16 protein-coding genes are annotated in these 14,984 nt (G+C 56.9%); 9 read left to right on the top strand and 7 right to left on the bottom strand.

From position 1 onward, the window contains the following. Positions 1 to 158 precede the first annotated feature (158 nt). From SADFL11_RS17995 to SADFL11_RS17980, 4 genes are all read left to right on the top strand, one after another. Positions 159 to 1,382, top strand: coding sequence for an aminotransferase class I/II-fold pyridoxal phosphate-dependent enzyme (locus tag SADFL11_RS17995; protein ID WP_008193448.1), 1,224 nt, complete (start codon positions 159 to 161; stop codon positions 1,380 to 1,382). Continuing rightward, positions 1,379 to 4,150 (top strand): DNA translocase FtsK, encoded by a 2,772-nt coding sequence (locus tag SADFL11_RS17990; RefSeq protein WP_040451186.1) that lies wholly within the window; start codon positions 1,379 to 1,381, stop codon positions 4,148 to 4,150. Before SADFL11_RS17995 ends, SADFL11_RS17990 begins: the two co-directional genes overlap by 4 nt. Positions 4,151 to 4,234: 84 nt before the next feature. Next, the gene (locus tag SADFL11_RS17985; RefSeq protein WP_008190187.1) at positions 4,235 to 4,873 is read left to right on the top strand and encodes an outer-membrane lipoprotein carrier protein LolA; all 639 of its coding nucleotides are present in this window, start codon (positions 4,235 to 4,237) and stop codon (positions 4,871 to 4,873) included. A gap of 28 nt (positions 4,874 to 4,901) precedes the next feature. Beyond that, positions 4,902 to 5,897 (top strand): ATP-grasp domain-containing protein, encoded by a 996-nt coding sequence (locus tag SADFL11_RS17980; RefSeq protein ID WP_008189704.1) that lies wholly within the window; start codon positions 4,902 to 4,904, stop codon positions 5,895 to 5,897. 5 nt (positions 5,898 to 5,902) lie between these two features. Here the strand turns inward: SADFL11_RS17980 and SADFL11_RS17975 are convergent, their stop codons facing one another. Further along, positions 5,903 to 6,106, bottom strand: coding sequence for a DUF1737 domain-containing protein (locus SADFL11_RS17975; protein ID WP_008193065.1), 204 nt, complete (start codon positions 6,104 to 6,106; stop codon positions 5,903 to 5,905). Between the two features lie 19 nt (positions 6,107 to 6,125). Next, on the bottom strand, positions 6,126 to 7,010 hold the full coding sequence (locus tag SADFL11_RS17970) for an HpcH/HpaI aldolase/citrate lyase family protein (RefSeq protein WP_008197220.1): 885 nt from the start codon (positions 7,008 to 7,010) through the stop codon (positions 6,126 to 6,128). 301 nt (positions 7,011 to 7,311) lie between these two features. Here SADFL11_RS17970 and SADFL11_RS17965 point away from each other — a divergent pair, with 301 nt between their 5' ends. Continuing rightward, entirely contained in the window at positions 7,312 to 7,773 is a 462-nt protein-coding gene (locus SADFL11_RS17965) for a GNAT family N-acetyltransferase (RefSeq protein ID WP_008193861.1), read from the top strand. Positions 7,774 to 7,783: 10 nt separating this feature from the next. On the opposite strand, the gene SADFL11_RS17960 is transcribed toward SADFL11_RS17965, so the two are convergent. After that, positions 7,784 to 8,833, bottom strand: a complete 1,050-nt coding sequence (locus SADFL11_RS17960; RefSeq protein ID WP_040451189.1) for a DUF2125 domain-containing protein — start codon at positions 8,831 to 8,833, stop codon at positions 7,784 to 7,786. 126 nt (positions 8,834 to 8,959) lie between these two features. Here SADFL11_RS17960 and SADFL11_RS17955 point away from each other — a divergent pair, with 126 nt between their 5' ends. Continuing rightward, complete coding sequence (locus SADFL11_RS17955) at positions 8,960 to 9,490, top strand: gamma-glutamylcyclotransferase (protein ID WP_040452663.1); 531 nt, start codon at positions 8,960 to 8,962, stop codon at positions 9,488 to 9,490. On the opposite strand, the gene SADFL11_RS17950 is transcribed toward SADFL11_RS17955, so the two are convergent. From SADFL11_RS17950 to ftsE, 4 genes are read right to left on the bottom strand one after another with little or no spacing between them, the layout of a single operon-like run. Continuing rightward, the gene (locus tag SADFL11_RS17950) at positions 9,491 to 10,258 is read right to left on the bottom strand and encodes a lysophospholipid acyltransferase family protein (protein ID WP_008195549.1); all 768 of its coding nucleotides are present in this window, start codon (positions 10,256 to 10,258) and stop codon (positions 9,491 to 9,493) included. It lies immediately after the preceding gene. A 56-nt stretch (positions 10,259 to 10,314) separates the two neighbouring features. After that, entirely contained in the window at positions 10,315 to 11,046 is a 732-nt protein-coding gene (locus tag SADFL11_RS17945) for a YdcF family protein (RefSeq protein ID WP_008189858.1), read from the bottom strand. A gap of 53 nt (positions 11,047 to 11,099) precedes the next feature. Next, on the bottom strand, positions 11,100 to 12,140 hold the full coding sequence (locus SADFL11_RS17940; protein WP_008195954.1) for a cell division protein FtsX: 1,041 nt from the start codon (positions 12,138 to 12,140) through the stop codon (positions 11,100 to 11,102). 7 nt (positions 12,141 to 12,147) lie between these two features. After that, positions 12,148 to 12,807: a cell division ATP-binding protein FtsE gene (gene ftsE / locus SADFL11_RS17935; protein WP_040451190.1), complete on the bottom strand. Its 660-nt coding sequence runs from the start codon at positions 12,805 to 12,807 to the stop codon at positions 12,148 to 12,150. 196 nt (positions 12,808 to 13,003) lie between these two features. Here ftsE and SADFL11_RS17930 point away from each other — a divergent pair, with 196 nt between their 5' ends. From SADFL11_RS17930 to SADFL11_RS17920, 3 genes are read left to right on the top strand one after another with little or no spacing between them, the layout of a single operon-like run. Continuing rightward, on the top strand, positions 13,004 to 13,957 hold the full coding sequence (locus SADFL11_RS17930) for a zinc-ribbon domain-containing protein (RefSeq protein WP_040451191.1): 954 nt from the start codon (positions 13,004 to 13,006) through the stop codon (positions 13,955 to 13,957). A 2-nt stretch (positions 13,958 to 13,959) separates the two neighbouring features. Further along, a complete protein-coding gene (hpt, locus tag SADFL11_RS17925) occupies positions 13,960 to 14,520 on the top strand; it encodes a hypoxanthine phosphoribosyltransferase (protein WP_008196304.1) in 561 nt (186 codons plus the stop codon). Between the two features lie 2 nt (positions 14,521 to 14,522). Then, positions 14,523 to 14,918 (top strand): response regulator, encoded by a 396-nt coding sequence (locus tag SADFL11_RS17920; protein WP_008196491.1) that lies wholly within the window; start codon positions 14,523 to 14,525, stop codon positions 14,916 to 14,918. Positions 14,919 to 14,984: the final 66 nt, after the last annotated feature.

Genomic DNA, 14,984 nt, shown 5'->3' with positions numbered 1-14,984 from the left:
ACCCACGTTGTAAATCCAGGCCTTGGACCCTAGTGGATCCTTTAAAGTGTGGCAATCGCATGCAGATTGGCGGCGATATTCTGCTTGGTTAATAAGAGATTTACCAAGGACGGGATAGGGTCGAGCAGATGTTTTGCGTAACGACTGCCGGATCTTAAATGACTGCCAGCCAGACCACCTACAAGCGCGGCGCCGCGCTGCCGGGTTCCAACCCTTTCCAACGCCTTGCCGACTTGCTTGACGGGCAAGCTCCAGGCTTTGAACCGATAATGATGACGATCGGTGAGCCCCAGCATCCAATACCCGAGTTCACGGCAGAAGTGCTGGCGGAAAACATGGCCGATTTCCGGCGCTATCCTCCGATCAACGGCACACCTGAGTTCCGCAGCACGATCGCGGACTGGCTCGACAAGCGCTACGGCCTGAACGGCTCCATTGACCCAGATTTTGGCGTTCTGCCTCTGAACGGGTCCCGTGAAGGCTTGTCGTTCGGAGCAATTGCAGCCCGGGATCAGCTGGACAAAGGCCTGGATCATCCAGCCGTTATTCTGCCGAACCCTTTCTATCAGACATACGCAGCCGCAGCTCATGTCGCAGATGGCGAGACCATTCTTCTGGATGCTGTCTCTGAGCACCAGTTCCTGCCGGATCTGGACGGCCTGGAACCCGCTCTTCTGGACCGGACTGTCGCCTTTTATGTTGCTTCGCCTACCAATCCGGAAGGCTCGGTCGCGACGCTGGAATACTGGCAGAAACTGATCGGTATGGCCCGCAAACACCGCTTCATGATCTTTGCAGACGAGTGCTACTCGGAAATATACCGGACAACCCCGCCCCCGGGTGTTCTGGAAGCCGCACATCGCATGGGCACGGATTTTTCCAATATCGTTGTTCTGAACTCCCTGTCAAAGCGCTCCAATCTTGCCGGACTGCGGTGCGGATTTGCAGCCGGCGATCCTGATTTCTTAAAAAAATGGGCAAAGTTCCGCGGCCTTGCAGCGCCGCAAGTACCCTTGCCCGCGCAGGCCGTCGCGGTCCGCGCCTATCGCGACGAAGCCCATGTTGAGGAAAACCGGCGGCTTTATAATGAGAAGTATGAAGCCGCAGAGCGTCTCCTTGGTCCAATCCTTGGTCCGGTAACGACAGAGGCTGGCTTCTTTCTCTGGCTCAATGTCGAAAAGTGGGGAGACGGTGTTTCCGTCACACAGGCCCTTTGGCGCGACACAGGCGTGAAGGTCCTGCCGGGCAGTTATCTGGCATCTGATCAATCAGATGGCAGCAATCCGGGCCAGAATTACATCCGCGCGGGGTTGGTGGCACCTCTCACGCAGACGGAGATCGCTCTTGAGCGTGTGGCAAACTGGTTGGGAGACAAGGCATGAGACGGGCCAGTGCAGTGCGCGGATCGGGCCGCCGGGCCGCGGTCGATCTTCTGGACACGGAAAGTCCAGCCAAGCGTTTTCTAAGGCGCAACCTGACCGGTGCGGCCGGTCTCGGGATCATCTCTGTTGCGGCAGCCCTCGCAGCCGCCCTTGCCACCTGGTCCGTCAATGATCCGAGCCTGAACCACGCGACGGGTGGACCTGTGCGCAATGCGCTCGGGGCTCCCGGCGCGATCGTTGCCGACGTCTTGATGCAGACGATTGGCCTCGCAACGGCGGTTTTCCTCGTTCCTCTAGTTTTATGGGGTTGGCGGCTCTTGACCGGCCATGCGCTCGGCATCGGCCGCAAGCGTCTGTTTTACTGGATTATCGGATCCGGACTTTCGGCTGGCGCGCTCGCAGCACTTCCCGTTCCGCAAAGCTGGCCGTTGCCGACAGGCCTTGGCGGGTTTCTGGGAGATATGATCCACGGTGTCCCGGCTATTTTGACCAGCAACCTGACGAGCGGTGCTGCAACAATCATCGGCGGCCTTGGTCTCGGCGTTCCGGCCGGTCTACTCCTCCTTGCCTCAGCCGGTTGGCTGGGCCGTGCAGGTGAGCCTGTTGAGCATATCGAGCCGCGCCGGATCCCTGCCGGGCATGGCAAATCCATCGAAGACGATCTCGGCCTCGACGATGAGGAAGAAGGCGAAAGCCGCTTGTCTCTGATGGTTACGGCATTTGCGGGACAAGTCAGCCACATTGGCCTTTTGGCGGTTACTCAGGTCCGCCGGGTGACCGGCTTGAAGCGCACACCGATTCATGAGGACGATGAGGATTGGGACGGTATCGACGAGCACGATGACTACGAGCCGGAAGAACCCGCACAGAAAAGCCGCCTGCAATCGTTCCGCCGAGCATTCACCGGACGCCTGATGCCGGAAGACGATGACGGTCTGGAAGAGTTTTACGAGCGCGGTCATATGACTGAGCCCGACGCCCATGATCTTGACGATCCCTTTGGCGAGGACGGCGAAGACTTTGGCCCGGAAGATTTCCTGATCGACAAGGGACCGGTCTCTGGCGAACCGCTGCCGGGTGAAACACCAAGACCGGTTGGTATTGCTGCCCCTGAACCGGCGTCCGCAGCGCCGGGAACGGCAACAGCTCAATCGGCACAAACCGGCCGTGTCATTCCACCGGCACCGAAACCGAAGCAAAGCAAAAGAGCAATACAGGAGGCGCAACCCTCCTTCCTCGGCGCCCCGGAAGAGTATGAATTGCCGCCGCTGCGCTTGCTTTCAGAAGCCAAAGCCACCGGTAAAGTTCCGGGTCTCTCCGCTGATGCTCTGGAACAAAACGCGCGTATTCTGGAAGGTGTTCTGGAAGACTTCGGCGTGCGCGGCGAAATCATCGAAGTCCGCCCGGGCCCGGTCGTCACGCTCTACGAACTGGAACCGGCTCCCGGCATCAAGTCGTCCCGGGTGATTGGCCTCGCAGACGACATCGCCCGCTCCATGAGTGCGATTTCTGCACGTGTTGCCGTCATCCCCGGCAAAAATGCCATCGGCATCGAATTGCCGAATGCGCGCCGTGAAACCGTTTACTTGCGCGAAATGCTCGCTGCTCAGGATTTTGAAAAATCGAAGTCCAAGCTGGCACTTGGCCTTGGCAAAACGATCAACGGCGAAGGTGTCGTTGCCGATCTTGCGCGCATGCCGCATTTGCTCGTTGCCGGTACGACCGGATCAGGTAAGTCGGTTGCCATCAACACCATGATCCTGTCGCTGCTGTACCGGCTGACACCGGATCAGTGCAAAATGATAATGATCGATCCGAAAATGCTGGAACTGTCGATCTATGACGGGATTCCGCATCTCCTGACCCCGGTCGTGACCGACCCGAAAAAGGCCGTTGTTGCCCTAAAGTGGACCGTCCGCGAGATGGAGGACCGCTACAAGAAGATGTCCAAGATGGGCGTCCGCAACATCGACGGCTACAACACCCGGATCAAGCAGGCGCTGGAAAAGGGCGAGGAGATGACCCGCACCGTCCAGACGGGTTTTGATCGCGATACGGGAGAGCCGATCTACGAGGAAGAACAGCTGCCGCTGGAGACCATGCCGTATATCGTCGTCATCGTCGACGAAATGGCCGACCTGATGATGGTGGCCGGCAAGGATATTGAAGGCGCGATCCAGCGCCTTGCGCAGATGGCCCGTGCCGCAGGTATCCACCTCATCATGGCAACTCAGCGTCCGTCGGTCGATGTCATCACCGGGACCATCAAGGCAAACTTCCCGACCCGCATTTCCTTCCAGGTCACATCGAAAATCGACAGCCGGACAATCCTGGGCGAAATGGGTGCAGAACAGCTGCTCGGTATGGGCGACATGCTATTCATGGCAGGTGGCGGCCGGATCCAGCGCGTACACGGGCCTTTCGTCTCCGATGACGAAGTGGAGGAGGTGGTCAAACACCTCAAGGTCCAGGGCACGCCGCAATATCTGGAAGCTGTGACGGAAGAAGATGAATCCGCCGAAGGTCCTTATGATGGCGGCGCGGCCTCCGGCAGCGGAGACAGCAACGATCTTTATGACCGGGCCGTCGCAATTGTTCTGAAAGACAAGAAGGCTTCAACTTCCTACGTCCAAAGGCGCCTGTCGATCGGCTACAACCGGGCTGCGTCGCTCATCGAGCGCATGGAGCAGGAAGGCTTGATCAGCGCTGCTAACCATGCCGGTAAACGTGAAATTCTGGTGCAAAACGGGTTGGATGAGGATTTCTGATCCTTCTCCGCCCAAGGTTTGCCATAGACACTTCCTAGTTAAGATGAAACGGTTGAACCTAGCACCAGATTAGGACTTTGAATCATGCTGACACGCTTCGTTTCCCGCATCGCCAAGTCAACAATCCGGCCGGTCGTGGCTCTCGCAATGGCCGCTGCCATGACCGTACCGGCTCTGGCCTTGAGCGATCAGGAGCAGCAGACCCTTCAGGACTTGAACACATATTTCAACTCTGTGAAGACCATGCACGGCGACTTCATCCAGTTTGGACCGGACGGCAGCCAATCGGACGGGAAGTTCTATATGGCGCGCCCCGGCAAGGTCCGGTTCTACTACAACAAGCCATCCGTCCTCGACATCGTGGCCGATGGCAAGTCTGTATCAGTGCGGGACCGCAAGCTGAACACGCAGGATATCTGGCCGCTTGGACAAACGCCGTTGCGCTTTCTTCTGTCGGATTCCATCGATCTCCAACAAGATACCAACGTGACGAATGTACTCGTTGAGGAAGATCTCGTCACGGTGACGATTTTCGACCAGACCAAGTTCAATTCCGGAACCCTGACCCTGATCTTTGACGCAAAAGACTATGCGCTCAAGCAATGGACCGTGACCGATCAGCAGGGCTACGACACATCGGTAGCCGTCTACAATGTCGTCTCGAACGGTCCGAGCAATCCGGATCTCTTTAAGATCGACTATCTGGCAAACTCACGCCAGTAACGCATACGAAGCGCAGTCCTTCAGGACAATGGAACAATCGCCGTCCCTTCCTTTGGTCCGCAGGATCTTGGCCGACTATTGCAACCGGCAGGGCTTGTCGCTGGTTTGTGACGAAGGGTCTGGGCAGGCGGGCTACATTGAGCTTGCCGACGGACGTCGCCGCTTCTTTCGCGGAACCCACTTTGATCTCAACCCGCTCGGCGCGGCGGAAATCGCCGACGACAAGGCTTACACGCTCAGTTTTTTAGGACGGGACGGCTTCACCGTCCCAGATTGCTTGCTCGTTCACGGGTTTGACGTCTTGGCCAGCCTGCGGGTTCACAAGCCGGAGATTGCCGCAAAGATGCACGCGGCCGAAGACGCGCTGCACTTCGCAGAAACTGTCGGATATCCGGTTTTCGTCAAACCGAACAGCGGGCAGGAGGGAGAGGATGTGGTGCGCCTGAACGATCAGGCAGACCTTCAGCGCGCCCTGGACGAACTCCTGATGCGGCATTCCTCACTTCTCGTGCAAAAGGCTGTCCGAGGTGCAGATCTACGAATCCTGGTTCTGGACGGAGAGATCCTGCTCGCGCTGGATCGCCAACCAGTTCAGGTGGAAGGAGACGGGGAACAAACGGTCGAACAACTTGCCATCGCCGTCGCCGGCCTGAATTTCCGCGATCCGCGCGTTGAACATGAACTCACACGGCAAGGTCTTGGCCCCGCGTCCATTCCGGAAGAAGGCCAGGCGGTTGAGCTTTTGCCGAACAAAAACCTGTCCGCGGGAGCGAAAGCCAAGGACATCACGAACAGCCTTGCGGGTGATCTGAAGCAGACCGCAGTTTCGATCTGCAGAAGCCTTGGCCTGCGCTATGCAGGCATCGACTTGATCGCAGAAAACCCCGAAAAACCAGGAAGCCGTTACGCGGTTTTGGAGGTCAATGCAGCGCCCGGGCTTAACCGGTATGCCGCCCAGGGCGCTGAAGAACTCGCGAAGGTTACGAGTGTTTATGAGCGCGTCCTCGACGCGCTCACTAACTGAGGCCCTCAGTAGTCGCCCAGTTTGATATCCCGGGAATAGTCGCCATCGACTTCTTTCGTGACGGCCTGACCGCAGATGGTTTCACCCTTAGTCGCGTCATAGGTCAGGGAGGGCGATCCGCTGAGCTCCCAGCCCTTGTTGAGCGCTTCGGTGACCCGGTGGCAGAACTCGCTGCTGTCGACATTGGTGATGAAGCGATAAAGTTTCATGCGGTACTCTCTGAATTGTCTACGAGCGGGCCGCGATGGCGTCTGCAATAGCAATCACCCGCTTGCCCATGTCCGCGTGTAGCCGCTCGACCATCTTTCCGTCCACCTGAATTGCGCCTTTCGATGCATTTTCAGGAAGATCGAATATCTCGTTGATTTTGCGTGCCCAGGTCACTTCGTCCTCTGTCGGGCTGAACGCCGTGTGGCAGGACCCGATCTGTTTCGGGTGGATCAGGGTCTTTCCGTCCATCCCCATTTCAGCGCCCTGCGCGCATTCTGCGGCAAAGCCTTCCGCGTCCTGGAATGCGTTGTAGACCCCATCGAGGATGTCGATGCCGCCAACCCGCGCCGCCGCGACACAGGTCATCAGCCACGGCATCATGACGGCCCGGCCCGGCACCAACCGTGCGCGGGTTTCCTTGGCCAAATCATTAGTGCCCATAACAAAGCAGGACAGACGAACTTCCGGATCCCGTCCGCAGGCGCAAATCGCCCCGGCATTGAGCATAGCCTCCGGCGTTTCCATCATTGCCCAGAGCTGGATTGAGCTCGACGCACCATGCATCGACAAAAGATGCGCGACTTTCTGGAGGTCAGCCGGGCCATTCACTTTGGGAACGAGGATCGCATCCGGATTTGCTTTGACGGCAGCCTTCAGATCGTCATCGCCCCAGACAGTGTCCAGGCCATTTATCCGGATGACCACTTCCCGCTCGCCATATCCACCTTCCGAGACCGCTGTCACGATCTGCTGACGCGCCGTTTCCTTTGCATCTGGTGCCACTGCATCTTCGAGATCCAGAAGAAGGCAGTCCACATCAAGGGTTTTTGCTTTTTCGAGCGCGCGGGCATTGGACCCCGGCATGTACAGCGCGGAGCGGCGGGGCTTGAAGATCTCACTCATGAAGGGCGTCCGTGGTTTTTGTTGCTGCGCAGCACGCTAACGACAACGATCCACGGAATCCACTCGCCTTTTGGCTCACTCCGCTGCGGCACCTGGCGCGGATTTCTGGAAGAGAAGATTGAGAGGCCGGATCGTCGGGTCCGAATAAAGGCCTTCCTTCCGCCTCCTTGATTTGGGCGGATGAAATCATGAACTCCGAAAAAACAAACGACCACCAGGCTATTTTGATTCAAGTCCTTGATCCCTGAACGCCTTTTGGACATGGTGGGCGTCACTTCTGTTCCCTACTTCCGGAGATTTCATGAGCAAGACGGAAATCAAGGCTCTCGGGCTCGATGACGCCCATCAGCTTGCCCCGCTCATTGCCGAAAATGCACAGGCCCTGAAGCGCGGGGCTCCGCGCCGGCCTGACGAGTTCTATGCCGAACGGATCCTTGGCGATAAAACCGCGGAGGTTCTTGGCGCGTTCAACGGCGACACCCTGATTGGTTTTGCGGTCTATTTCGACCTGCCGGAGCTGATCACAGGCCTCCGGATCGGCCAGCTGGACGATATCTATGTCCATCCGGACCATCGCAATCAGGGCATTGGCCGGAAACTCATCGAAACGCTGGTGAGTGAAGGTCAAAGCCGCGGCTGGCTGCACTTGCGCTGGATTGTTCCGGGTAAGAATACGCCTGCGGTCGCGCTCTATGAAAAGATCGCAGAACCGGATCACCGCAAGAGCTACGTCATTCCGATCGACCGGATTGCCGGCGATTGATCCATCGGCTTCAGGATCCCGCCGAAAACAGGGGTGGGATCCGGCCAAGCGTGACAAATCCCATTCGCATCAGACCGTTGTCGATCAAAAGCGGTATCTCGATGGCGGGATCACCGTGATGGTCCGTTCCAGTCGGTTGAAGACTGGATAGCAGGCTTTCTACAATACTGAATTCATTGCTGTCCGGCGGAAAGAGTGGCCGGATGGAGTTCAGAATGTCATCCGGTTGGACCAGGGTTAGCGTCAATGTCCCGGACAAGGACCCGGCCCCGTTCACCGTCAGATCGCCTCTTCCACCAAACCGGCTCGCGCCTAGCGCCACTTCGGCCAAGACCAAACGGACCGGCAATTCGCCGCCATTTGCCAGAACAAGCGAGCGCAGATCCGCGCCTGACAACAATGGCGCGCCGTTGAGGACCTGGAGATGCAACCGTGCATCGACCGGATTGGTCAGCGACGGCAGTTGATCCACCATCAAGCCATCAATGGAGAAAAACCCATCGACTGCATCGGTCGTCTCTGGCGATGGACGCAAATGAAATTCAGCCTTCTCGGACAAAATCCGTGCCTCGGCGGCAGGGTTTTGAACTGTCAAAGCCGGCTTGGTAACAACGACATCGACCTTTCCGAGCGCTTCGGTGGAGTATCTGGCGCTGGCTCGAGCTGTTTCCCAGGTCAATTCGCCGGAAACACCCGCCAAGGGCAACGACACGGCTGCTGGTGTTGCCGCCTCCAGAATGACATGCCACGGATTGTAGACCAGCGCGACTGCGGTCAGACCACCCACGGCACTTTCGCTGCCGGACAAATCAAGTGATTTCAGATCATCACAGCGGATTTCGTAGCGCCACGGATAGCCGCCAATCGTCAGATCATTGCACGTGAACTCTGTCCCTTGCTCGGAGAACCGGCCGAATTGCAGGTCCAACTGATCAGCCAGAACAGTGCGCCCGTAAGCCCAGGCACCGGACCAAACTGCAACCACGACGACGATGACCCCGACAAGAAGGAGGTACTTACGTTTGCTTGGTGTTTTTCCGGCGGCAGTATCAGAAGACACGAATGAATTCTCCTTCAGGCATCAAACAAATCGCGGCAGCATTGAAACGACCGGCAACGCTTGGTATCCCGGCATGTCCGTAACCACATGGCTTGTGACCGGGCGGCAGCGAAGAGACAGGATGATATGAGCGATTTTTGGGTGTTTGGCTACGGGTCATTGATGTGGAACCCAGGATTTGACCACTTGCATGCCGAACCTGCTCTTCTGCATGGTGCCCATCGGTCCTTATGCGTTTATTCGTGGGTCCACCGGGGCACCGAAGCCCGGCCCGGCCTTGTCTTCGGTCTAGACAATGGCGGCACCTGCCGGGGCATGGCCTATCAGGTCGCAACTGAGAACTGGCCGACAACGCTCGAATACCTCCGCGCCCGCGAGCAAACGACCATGGTCTACAAGGAACACTGGCACAACATCTCTCTGGACAGTGGCCAGAAAGTGGAAGCCCTCGTTTACATGGTTGATCATGGCCATCCGCAATATGCCGGGGCGCTGCCGTTGGAAAAACAGCTGGAAATCGTCAACGGCGCAGTTGGCAAATCCGGACCGAACCCGGAGTATGTCATCAACACGGCGGCTCATCTCGATGAGATGCAGATCACGGATACCGGGCTGACTTGGCTGGCCGGGCAACTCAAGTCAATCGTCAAGCCCTAGTCATGCACCGGTCGAAACCGGGATGCCTTTCAGCACCGGCGACGGCTTACTGGCGGAGCGCGCTTCCTCGATCAGACGATTGCTCGAAGTCTCGATCTCGTCAATCATCTTGTCATAGAGCTCTTGCGCCTCCAGACCCGGTTGGATGGGTGGCAGAATCTCGACAATGACCGTTCCAGGGTGAACCATAAAAGATGCCCGTGGCCAATAAACGCCCGCGTTATGCGCGATCGGGACAACAGGGCACTCCAGGTTTTTATAAAGATGCGCAATCCCAAACTTGTATTTGGGCTCCGAACCGGCTGGACGGCGCGTGCCTTCCGGGAAAATCAGAATTTGGCGTTTGTCTGCGATCTTTTCCCTTGCAGCCTCCATCATCGCCGCGAGTGCTTCGGAACGTTTCCCGCGATTGATCGGGATCTGATCAAACTTCATCGTGTACCAGCCGAAGAAAGGCAGCCAGTTGAGTTCACGCTTCAAGATGAAGGCAGGCCTTGGAAACAGAGGAATGAGGCCCACGGTTTCCCAAGCGGACTGGTGTTTCATCGCCGCAATGTAACCAACACTCGGCAGGTTTTCTCGGCCGCGGATCTCCACACTCAGACCCGCCACATATTTCATCAAGAGGATCAGCGACTTGGACCAGACATGCGGGATCCACCAGCCCCACTTCCGTGGCAGCAGGAGAACTGGCAGATACAACAGCATCTGAACCAGCGTGACTGAGTAGAACAGGATCTGAAAAACCGTTGAGCGCAGTACCAGCATGGGACCTGTGGAGCTTGTAAGGATCAACCGCCGCTAAAACGCCGCAGATCAAGAGCTCAGCTCATGCTGCGCACGGCAATTCGAAGTCGTGCGACGGTATACTTCACATATTCGCGGATGAGAAGACGGATCGTGGCCGGCTTTGTGTGCCAGGCTTCAAGTTGAAGATCCTTTGCGAAGACCGGGTATCCGATAAGCGTCACGTCAGGCAAGGCTCCGGACAGTTCTGCAGTTGCGCGCGGCAAATGATACGCGCTTGTGACCACAAGAAGAGAGTCGAACCCGTTCTTGCGAACCCAGTTTGCGGTCTCAGTCGCGTTGCCAGCCGTGTTCAAGGCAACACGGTCCAGCTCCACGCTGCCTTCTTCCAGCGGTTTCGCAGATGCTGTGACGACGGCAATCTGTTTGCGCGTGGTTCCAGGATGCACGCCCGAAATGAGCAGGCGTCCGGCATGGCCTTCTTCCAGCAATCGGACGGCCTCGCTGACACGTTCCTGACCGCCGGTCAGAACGACGATCGCATCAGCTTGCGTGCTCACAGGAACGGTTGCCGTTGAGACCCTGTTGGCAAAGTTCGCAAATTGGATAGTTGTCCCAACGACGAAAACAGTGACACACGCCACAAGAAACGTTCGCAGAGCGAAGCGCCGTTTTTCGCGGGAGTCTTCCGTCACAGAGGCGCAAGAACCTGACTGTCCCGGCGCATGTCCGCCAGGGTCGTGCCGGGTGACCGGCAGGGTTGTCCCGTTTTTACCGCCCGCATCAATCGCGGGATCTGCCTGTGTCATAAAGAGACCGTAGAAGATGATTCGGCCAATTTCGCGGCATTTTTACGCAAAAATCAATCCACTTTCGCCAAATGTGCCTTAACCGCGAGGCCAGATGTGAGCGCAGTCAGGACGGCGACCAAAAATACCACACCGAAGACGCCGAAGTAGCCAGGCAGACTCACAGATACCGATCCAAATAGGGCCGAGAGCTGGTCGGAACCAGCCTGCCCAGTTCCCTGACGGGTCATTGTATCCAGGAGAACGAAACAAACGATCGACGCAAGACCACCCGACACCCCGCCTTTCAGGCCGAGCACCAGGAAGTGCCGTTGAAATTCCCGCGCAATGAACGTGTCTTCTGCGCCAACAAAATGGAGCACGGAGACGACATCCTTGTTTCCGGCCATCGCTGCCTGCGTTGCAAAGACAACACTGAGAACCATGGATCCCATCACAAGAAGCATGATCGCAAAGCCGCCGGCAACCACTGTTCCGGCCATGGCTGACAATCGGGAGGTCCAGACCGAATGATCATCCACGCTCGCACCCGTCACATTCTGGCGAATGGTTGCCCGGAGTTGCTCGAGGTTCAAAAGTGATGGATCTGCGATGGTAATCTGAATGAGCCGCGGTACGGGCAGGCCATCAAGTTGCAAGCCATCGCCAAGCCAAGGCTCAAGGAGAGCCTTTGTTTCGGAATCGGAGAGCGCACGCACATTGTCAATTCCAGAAAACTCCTGCGCGAGCGCAACCGCCTTGTCGATCTCTCGCAACATGTCGACTCCTTCGGTCGGCCGGATCTGGATTGTGATTTCACGCACCAGATCGTTTTGCCAGGCGTCGGCTGCATCCCAGACAATCGAAACCGCACCAACAGTCAGACAGGCCAGGAAACTCATGATCGCAACAACGAGTGTCAGCGCGCGTCCTGCCACCGACTGCGGCGGTACAATCGCTGCGGAGGGACGGAGTTTTGCAGCATCCCCTTTGGGGGCCGATTTCGATTTCGGCGCGGGCTTACGGGCAGATTTCTTGGGCCGGCCCGTCTGCCGCAGAGGCCGGACTGAGACTTCCGGAGCCTTTTTGCCGTCTTGTTTTTTGGACCCTGCCATTGCCAGCCTAATCGAAAATGGTAAGGCGACCCTCGGCAAGGACCATCCGCCGGGCATCCACCTGTTCCAAGAGTGCAATATCATGCGTTGCAATGACAACGGACGTTCCAAGTTTGTTGAGTTCGATAAAAAGGCGCAACAGGCGGCGGGCAAGTGGCGGGTCAACGTTCCCGGTCGGCTCATCTGCCAGCAGGACTTCCGGACGGGTAATCAAAGCGCGGGCAATAGCGGCGCGCTGTTTTTCCCCGCCGGACAAGACTGGCGGTAATACATGCATTCTGTCGCCAAGCCCAACCCATTTGAGGAGGTCGATCACATCAGAGCGATATTCAGCTTCATCCTTGCCTGCAACCCGGAGCGGCAAGGCCACGTTTTCGTAAGTCGTCAGATGGTCCAGCAACCTGAAGTCCTGGAACACCACCCCAACTTTGCGCCGGAGAGCAGGAAGTTCCTGCTTGCTGATCACACTCATATCCCGGCCAAACACGTTGATCAGCCCGCGCGTCGGGCGCAAAGACATAAAGAGCAACCGGATCAAGCTGGTTTTCCCGGCACCTGACGGCCCGGTCAGAAACTGAAAGGATTGCGGCTCGATGTGAAATGTGAGGTCCTGCAGGATCTCCGGACCCATGCCATATCTTAATCCGACATTTTCGAAACGGATCACGCCCGCGACTCCTGTTGATGGGCTGCACGCTAACCGCGCGCCGTTAACGAAGCATTAAACATATAAAGGTCCACTACGCAGTGGAAAGTCTGTGATTGAACCCACTGGCCGTTGTCCAATATTTCATGCCGGAATTTACGCTGATCGTTTACATTGTGACACAGTTCTCAATAGCCATGGCGAAAGGTCTTCTCAAATGAAGATCACCTGTCCGGAATGCAGCACTTCCTATGAAATAAAGCCTGAGGCACTAGGGCCTGAGGGCCGCAGTGTGAAATGTGCCAAGTGCGGCAATCGGTGGTTCGTTTCTCCCAAAGATGAAGACAAGGATACCGCCGCATTCGAAGCGGATGCCACGGAAGACGACAGCCCGGGCAAGCCCCAGCCAGACAACAAAACAGACACCGCCAAGGACGAAGAAGATTGGGCCGCCGATGCTGATGATGGAGTAGACGATCCGGACGGCTTTGGCGGAGAGGACGACCCAGAGCCGGTTGCGGACGTCAAGCCTCCGAAAAAGGACACACCGCCAAACAAAGCTGAGGCCGGCTACAAAAAAACAGCCTCAAATGCTGCACCAGATGCTGATCCCAAATCCGCAGATATCGAGACACTGGCAAAACGGCCAAAAATCATAGTCAATCCGGACAAGTTCCGGACCAACAGAATTGGAGCAATCATCGACTGGCTCCTGCGGCGGAATTTCCGGCGTATCGGAGGTGTTTTGCTGCTCGGCGGCGCACTTGCCATGACGGTGATGCTGGTCTTGATGCGCGATACGTTGGTCAAACAATCCCCGGACCTTGCAAGCTTGTACAGCATGGTCGGCCTGGGGGTGAACTTGCGTGGATTGGAATTCAGAAATCTCAGAACTTTTATGGAAGTAGAAGACGGGCGGCGTGTTCTTGTAGTAGAAGGCTCCATTCGAAACCTACAGAAAGAAAGAAACAGCGTCCCCGCGGTCCGGTTGTCCATACGAAGTGCAGACTTTCAGGAAGTTTATGCCTGGACCGTCGAACCCCGAACAAAAAACCTGAACGCCCTTGATGAAACCCGGTTCAGAACCATTCTGGCGGATCCGCCAGCCGGGGCTTCCGACATTCAGGTGCGGTTCGTTGATCGCGACCAGCGCAATATCGTTCTCGAGTGACCATGACAGCCAACATTTTCACCCTTTATGACGAAGACACCATTGCAAAGCGGGTCGCCTCGCTGGCAGGGGAGATCACCAAAGCCGATCCGGACCGCTTGCTGGTGGTCGCCGTTTTGAAGGGAAGTTTTATCTTCGCAGCCGATTTGGTGCGCGCTATGCATCGTGTGGGTCTTGAACCGGAGATGGAGTTCATCCATCTATCTTCTTATGGAGCTGGCACCGAAAGCCAGGACATCCGCATATTGCGCGATGTCGAAAGTGACGTTAACGGCCGGGACATAATTCTCGTGGATGATATCCTGGAATCCGGTCGGACACTGGCGTTTGCGAAAGATCGATTGATCAATCGGGGCGCCAAATCGGTACAGATCGCAGCCTTGCTAGACAAGCCAGAGCGCCGCAAAGCTGCCATATCTGCTGATTACGTTGGCTTTACCTGTCCTGATAAGTTTGTCGTCGGATACGGTATGGATATGGGGCACGCCTGGAGGCAATTGCCCTTCATTGGTTACGTGGTTCCGCCAAAGGCGGAGGCAACGGACGGCAAGACGGGAGAGTGAGCATGGCTCGCATTCTTCTTACAGAAGATGATGAAGCAGTGCGCAGCTTCGTGAAAAGAGCGCTGGAACTCGACGGCCACACTGTGGACCCGGCGGAGGACGGCGGCGAAGCTGTGGAGATCCTGACCAGAGAAAAGGGCAGCTACGACCTGCTCCTTTCCGACATCAAAATGCCTGTGATGGATGGGATCGCATTGGCGCTTCACACCGCGCGAGACTACCCAAACCTTCCAATTCTCCTGATGACAGGCTTTGCAGACCAGCGGGAGCGCGCCAGCGGGCTCGATGCTCTCGTGCATGACGTGGTCACAAAGCCGTTTTCTCTTGCTGATATTCGCGCTGCGGTTCGTGGTGCAATCTCCGGTGTGCAGCCACAGGCGAACCGGCGTTACGCCTAAACTGTTACAGCAGTGATCCAATAAAAAACCCCGCCAGGAGCGGGGTTTTTTGTGCCTTACTTTATA

Source organism: Roseibium alexandrii DFL-11 (assembly GCF_000158095.2).
In the GTDB taxonomy this organism is placed as follows: domain Bacteria; phylum Pseudomonadota; class Alphaproteobacteria; order Rhizobiales; family Stappiaceae; genus Roseibium; species Roseibium alexandrii.
Note: the sequence above shows the minus strand (reverse complement) of the source record. Positions and strands in the feature narration are given on the sequence as shown.

Bases quoted from the DNA above. Each gene is read 5' to 3' on its own strand.
- SADFL11_RS17995 (WP_008193448.1), top strand. From the start codon at position 159: ATGACTGCCAGCCAGACCACCTACAAGCGCGGCGCCGCGCTGCCGGGT.
- SADFL11_RS17990 (WP_040451186.1), top strand. From the start codon at position 1,379: ATGAGACGGGCCAGTGCAGTGCGCGGATCGGGCCGCCGGGCCGCGGTC.
- SADFL11_RS17985 (WP_008190187.1), top strand. From the start codon at position 4,235: ATGCTGACACGCTTCGTTTCCCGCATCGCCAAGTCAACAATCCGGCCG.
- SADFL11_RS17980 (WP_008189704.1), top strand. From the start codon at position 4,902: ATGGAACAATCGCCGTCCCTTCCTTTGGTCCGCAGGATCTTGGCCGAC.
- SADFL11_RS17975 (WP_008193065.1), bottom strand. From the start codon at position 6,106: ATGAAACTTTATCGCTTCATCACCAATGTCGACAGCAGCGAGTTCTGC.
- SADFL11_RS17970 (WP_008197220.1), bottom strand. From the start codon at position 7,010: ATGAGTGAGATCTTCAAGCCCCGCCGCTCCGCGCTGTACATGCCGGGG.
- SADFL11_RS17965 (WP_008193861.1), top strand. From the start codon at position 7,312: ATGAGCAAGACGGAAATCAAGGCTCTCGGGCTCGATGACGCCCATCAG.
- SADFL11_RS17955 (WP_040452663.1), top strand. From the start codon at position 8,960: ATGAGCGATTTTTGGGTGTTTGGCTACGGGTCATTGATGTGGAACCCA.
- SADFL11_RS17950 (WP_008195549.1), bottom strand. From the start codon at position 10,258: ATGCTGGTACTGCGCTCAACGGTTTTTCAGATCCTGTTCTACTCAGTC.
- SADFL11_RS17945 (WP_008189858.1), bottom strand. From the start codon at position 11,046: ATGACACAGGCAGATCCCGCGATTGATGCGGGCGGTAAAAACGGGACA.
- SADFL11_RS17940 (WP_008195954.1), bottom strand. From the start codon at position 12,140: ATGGCAGGGTCCAAAAAACAAGACGGCAAAAAGGCTCCGGAAGTCTCA.
- SADFL11_RS17930 (WP_040451191.1), top strand. From the start codon at position 13,004: ATGAAGATCACCTGTCCGGAATGCAGCACTTCCTATGAAATAAAGCCT.
- hpt (WP_008196304.1), top strand. From the start codon at position 13,960: ATGACAGCCAACATTTTCACCCTTTATGACGAAGACACCATTGCAAAG.
- SADFL11_RS17920 (WP_008196491.1), top strand. From the start codon at position 14,523: ATGGCTCGCATTCTTCTTACAGAAGATGATGAAGCAGTGCGCAGCTTC.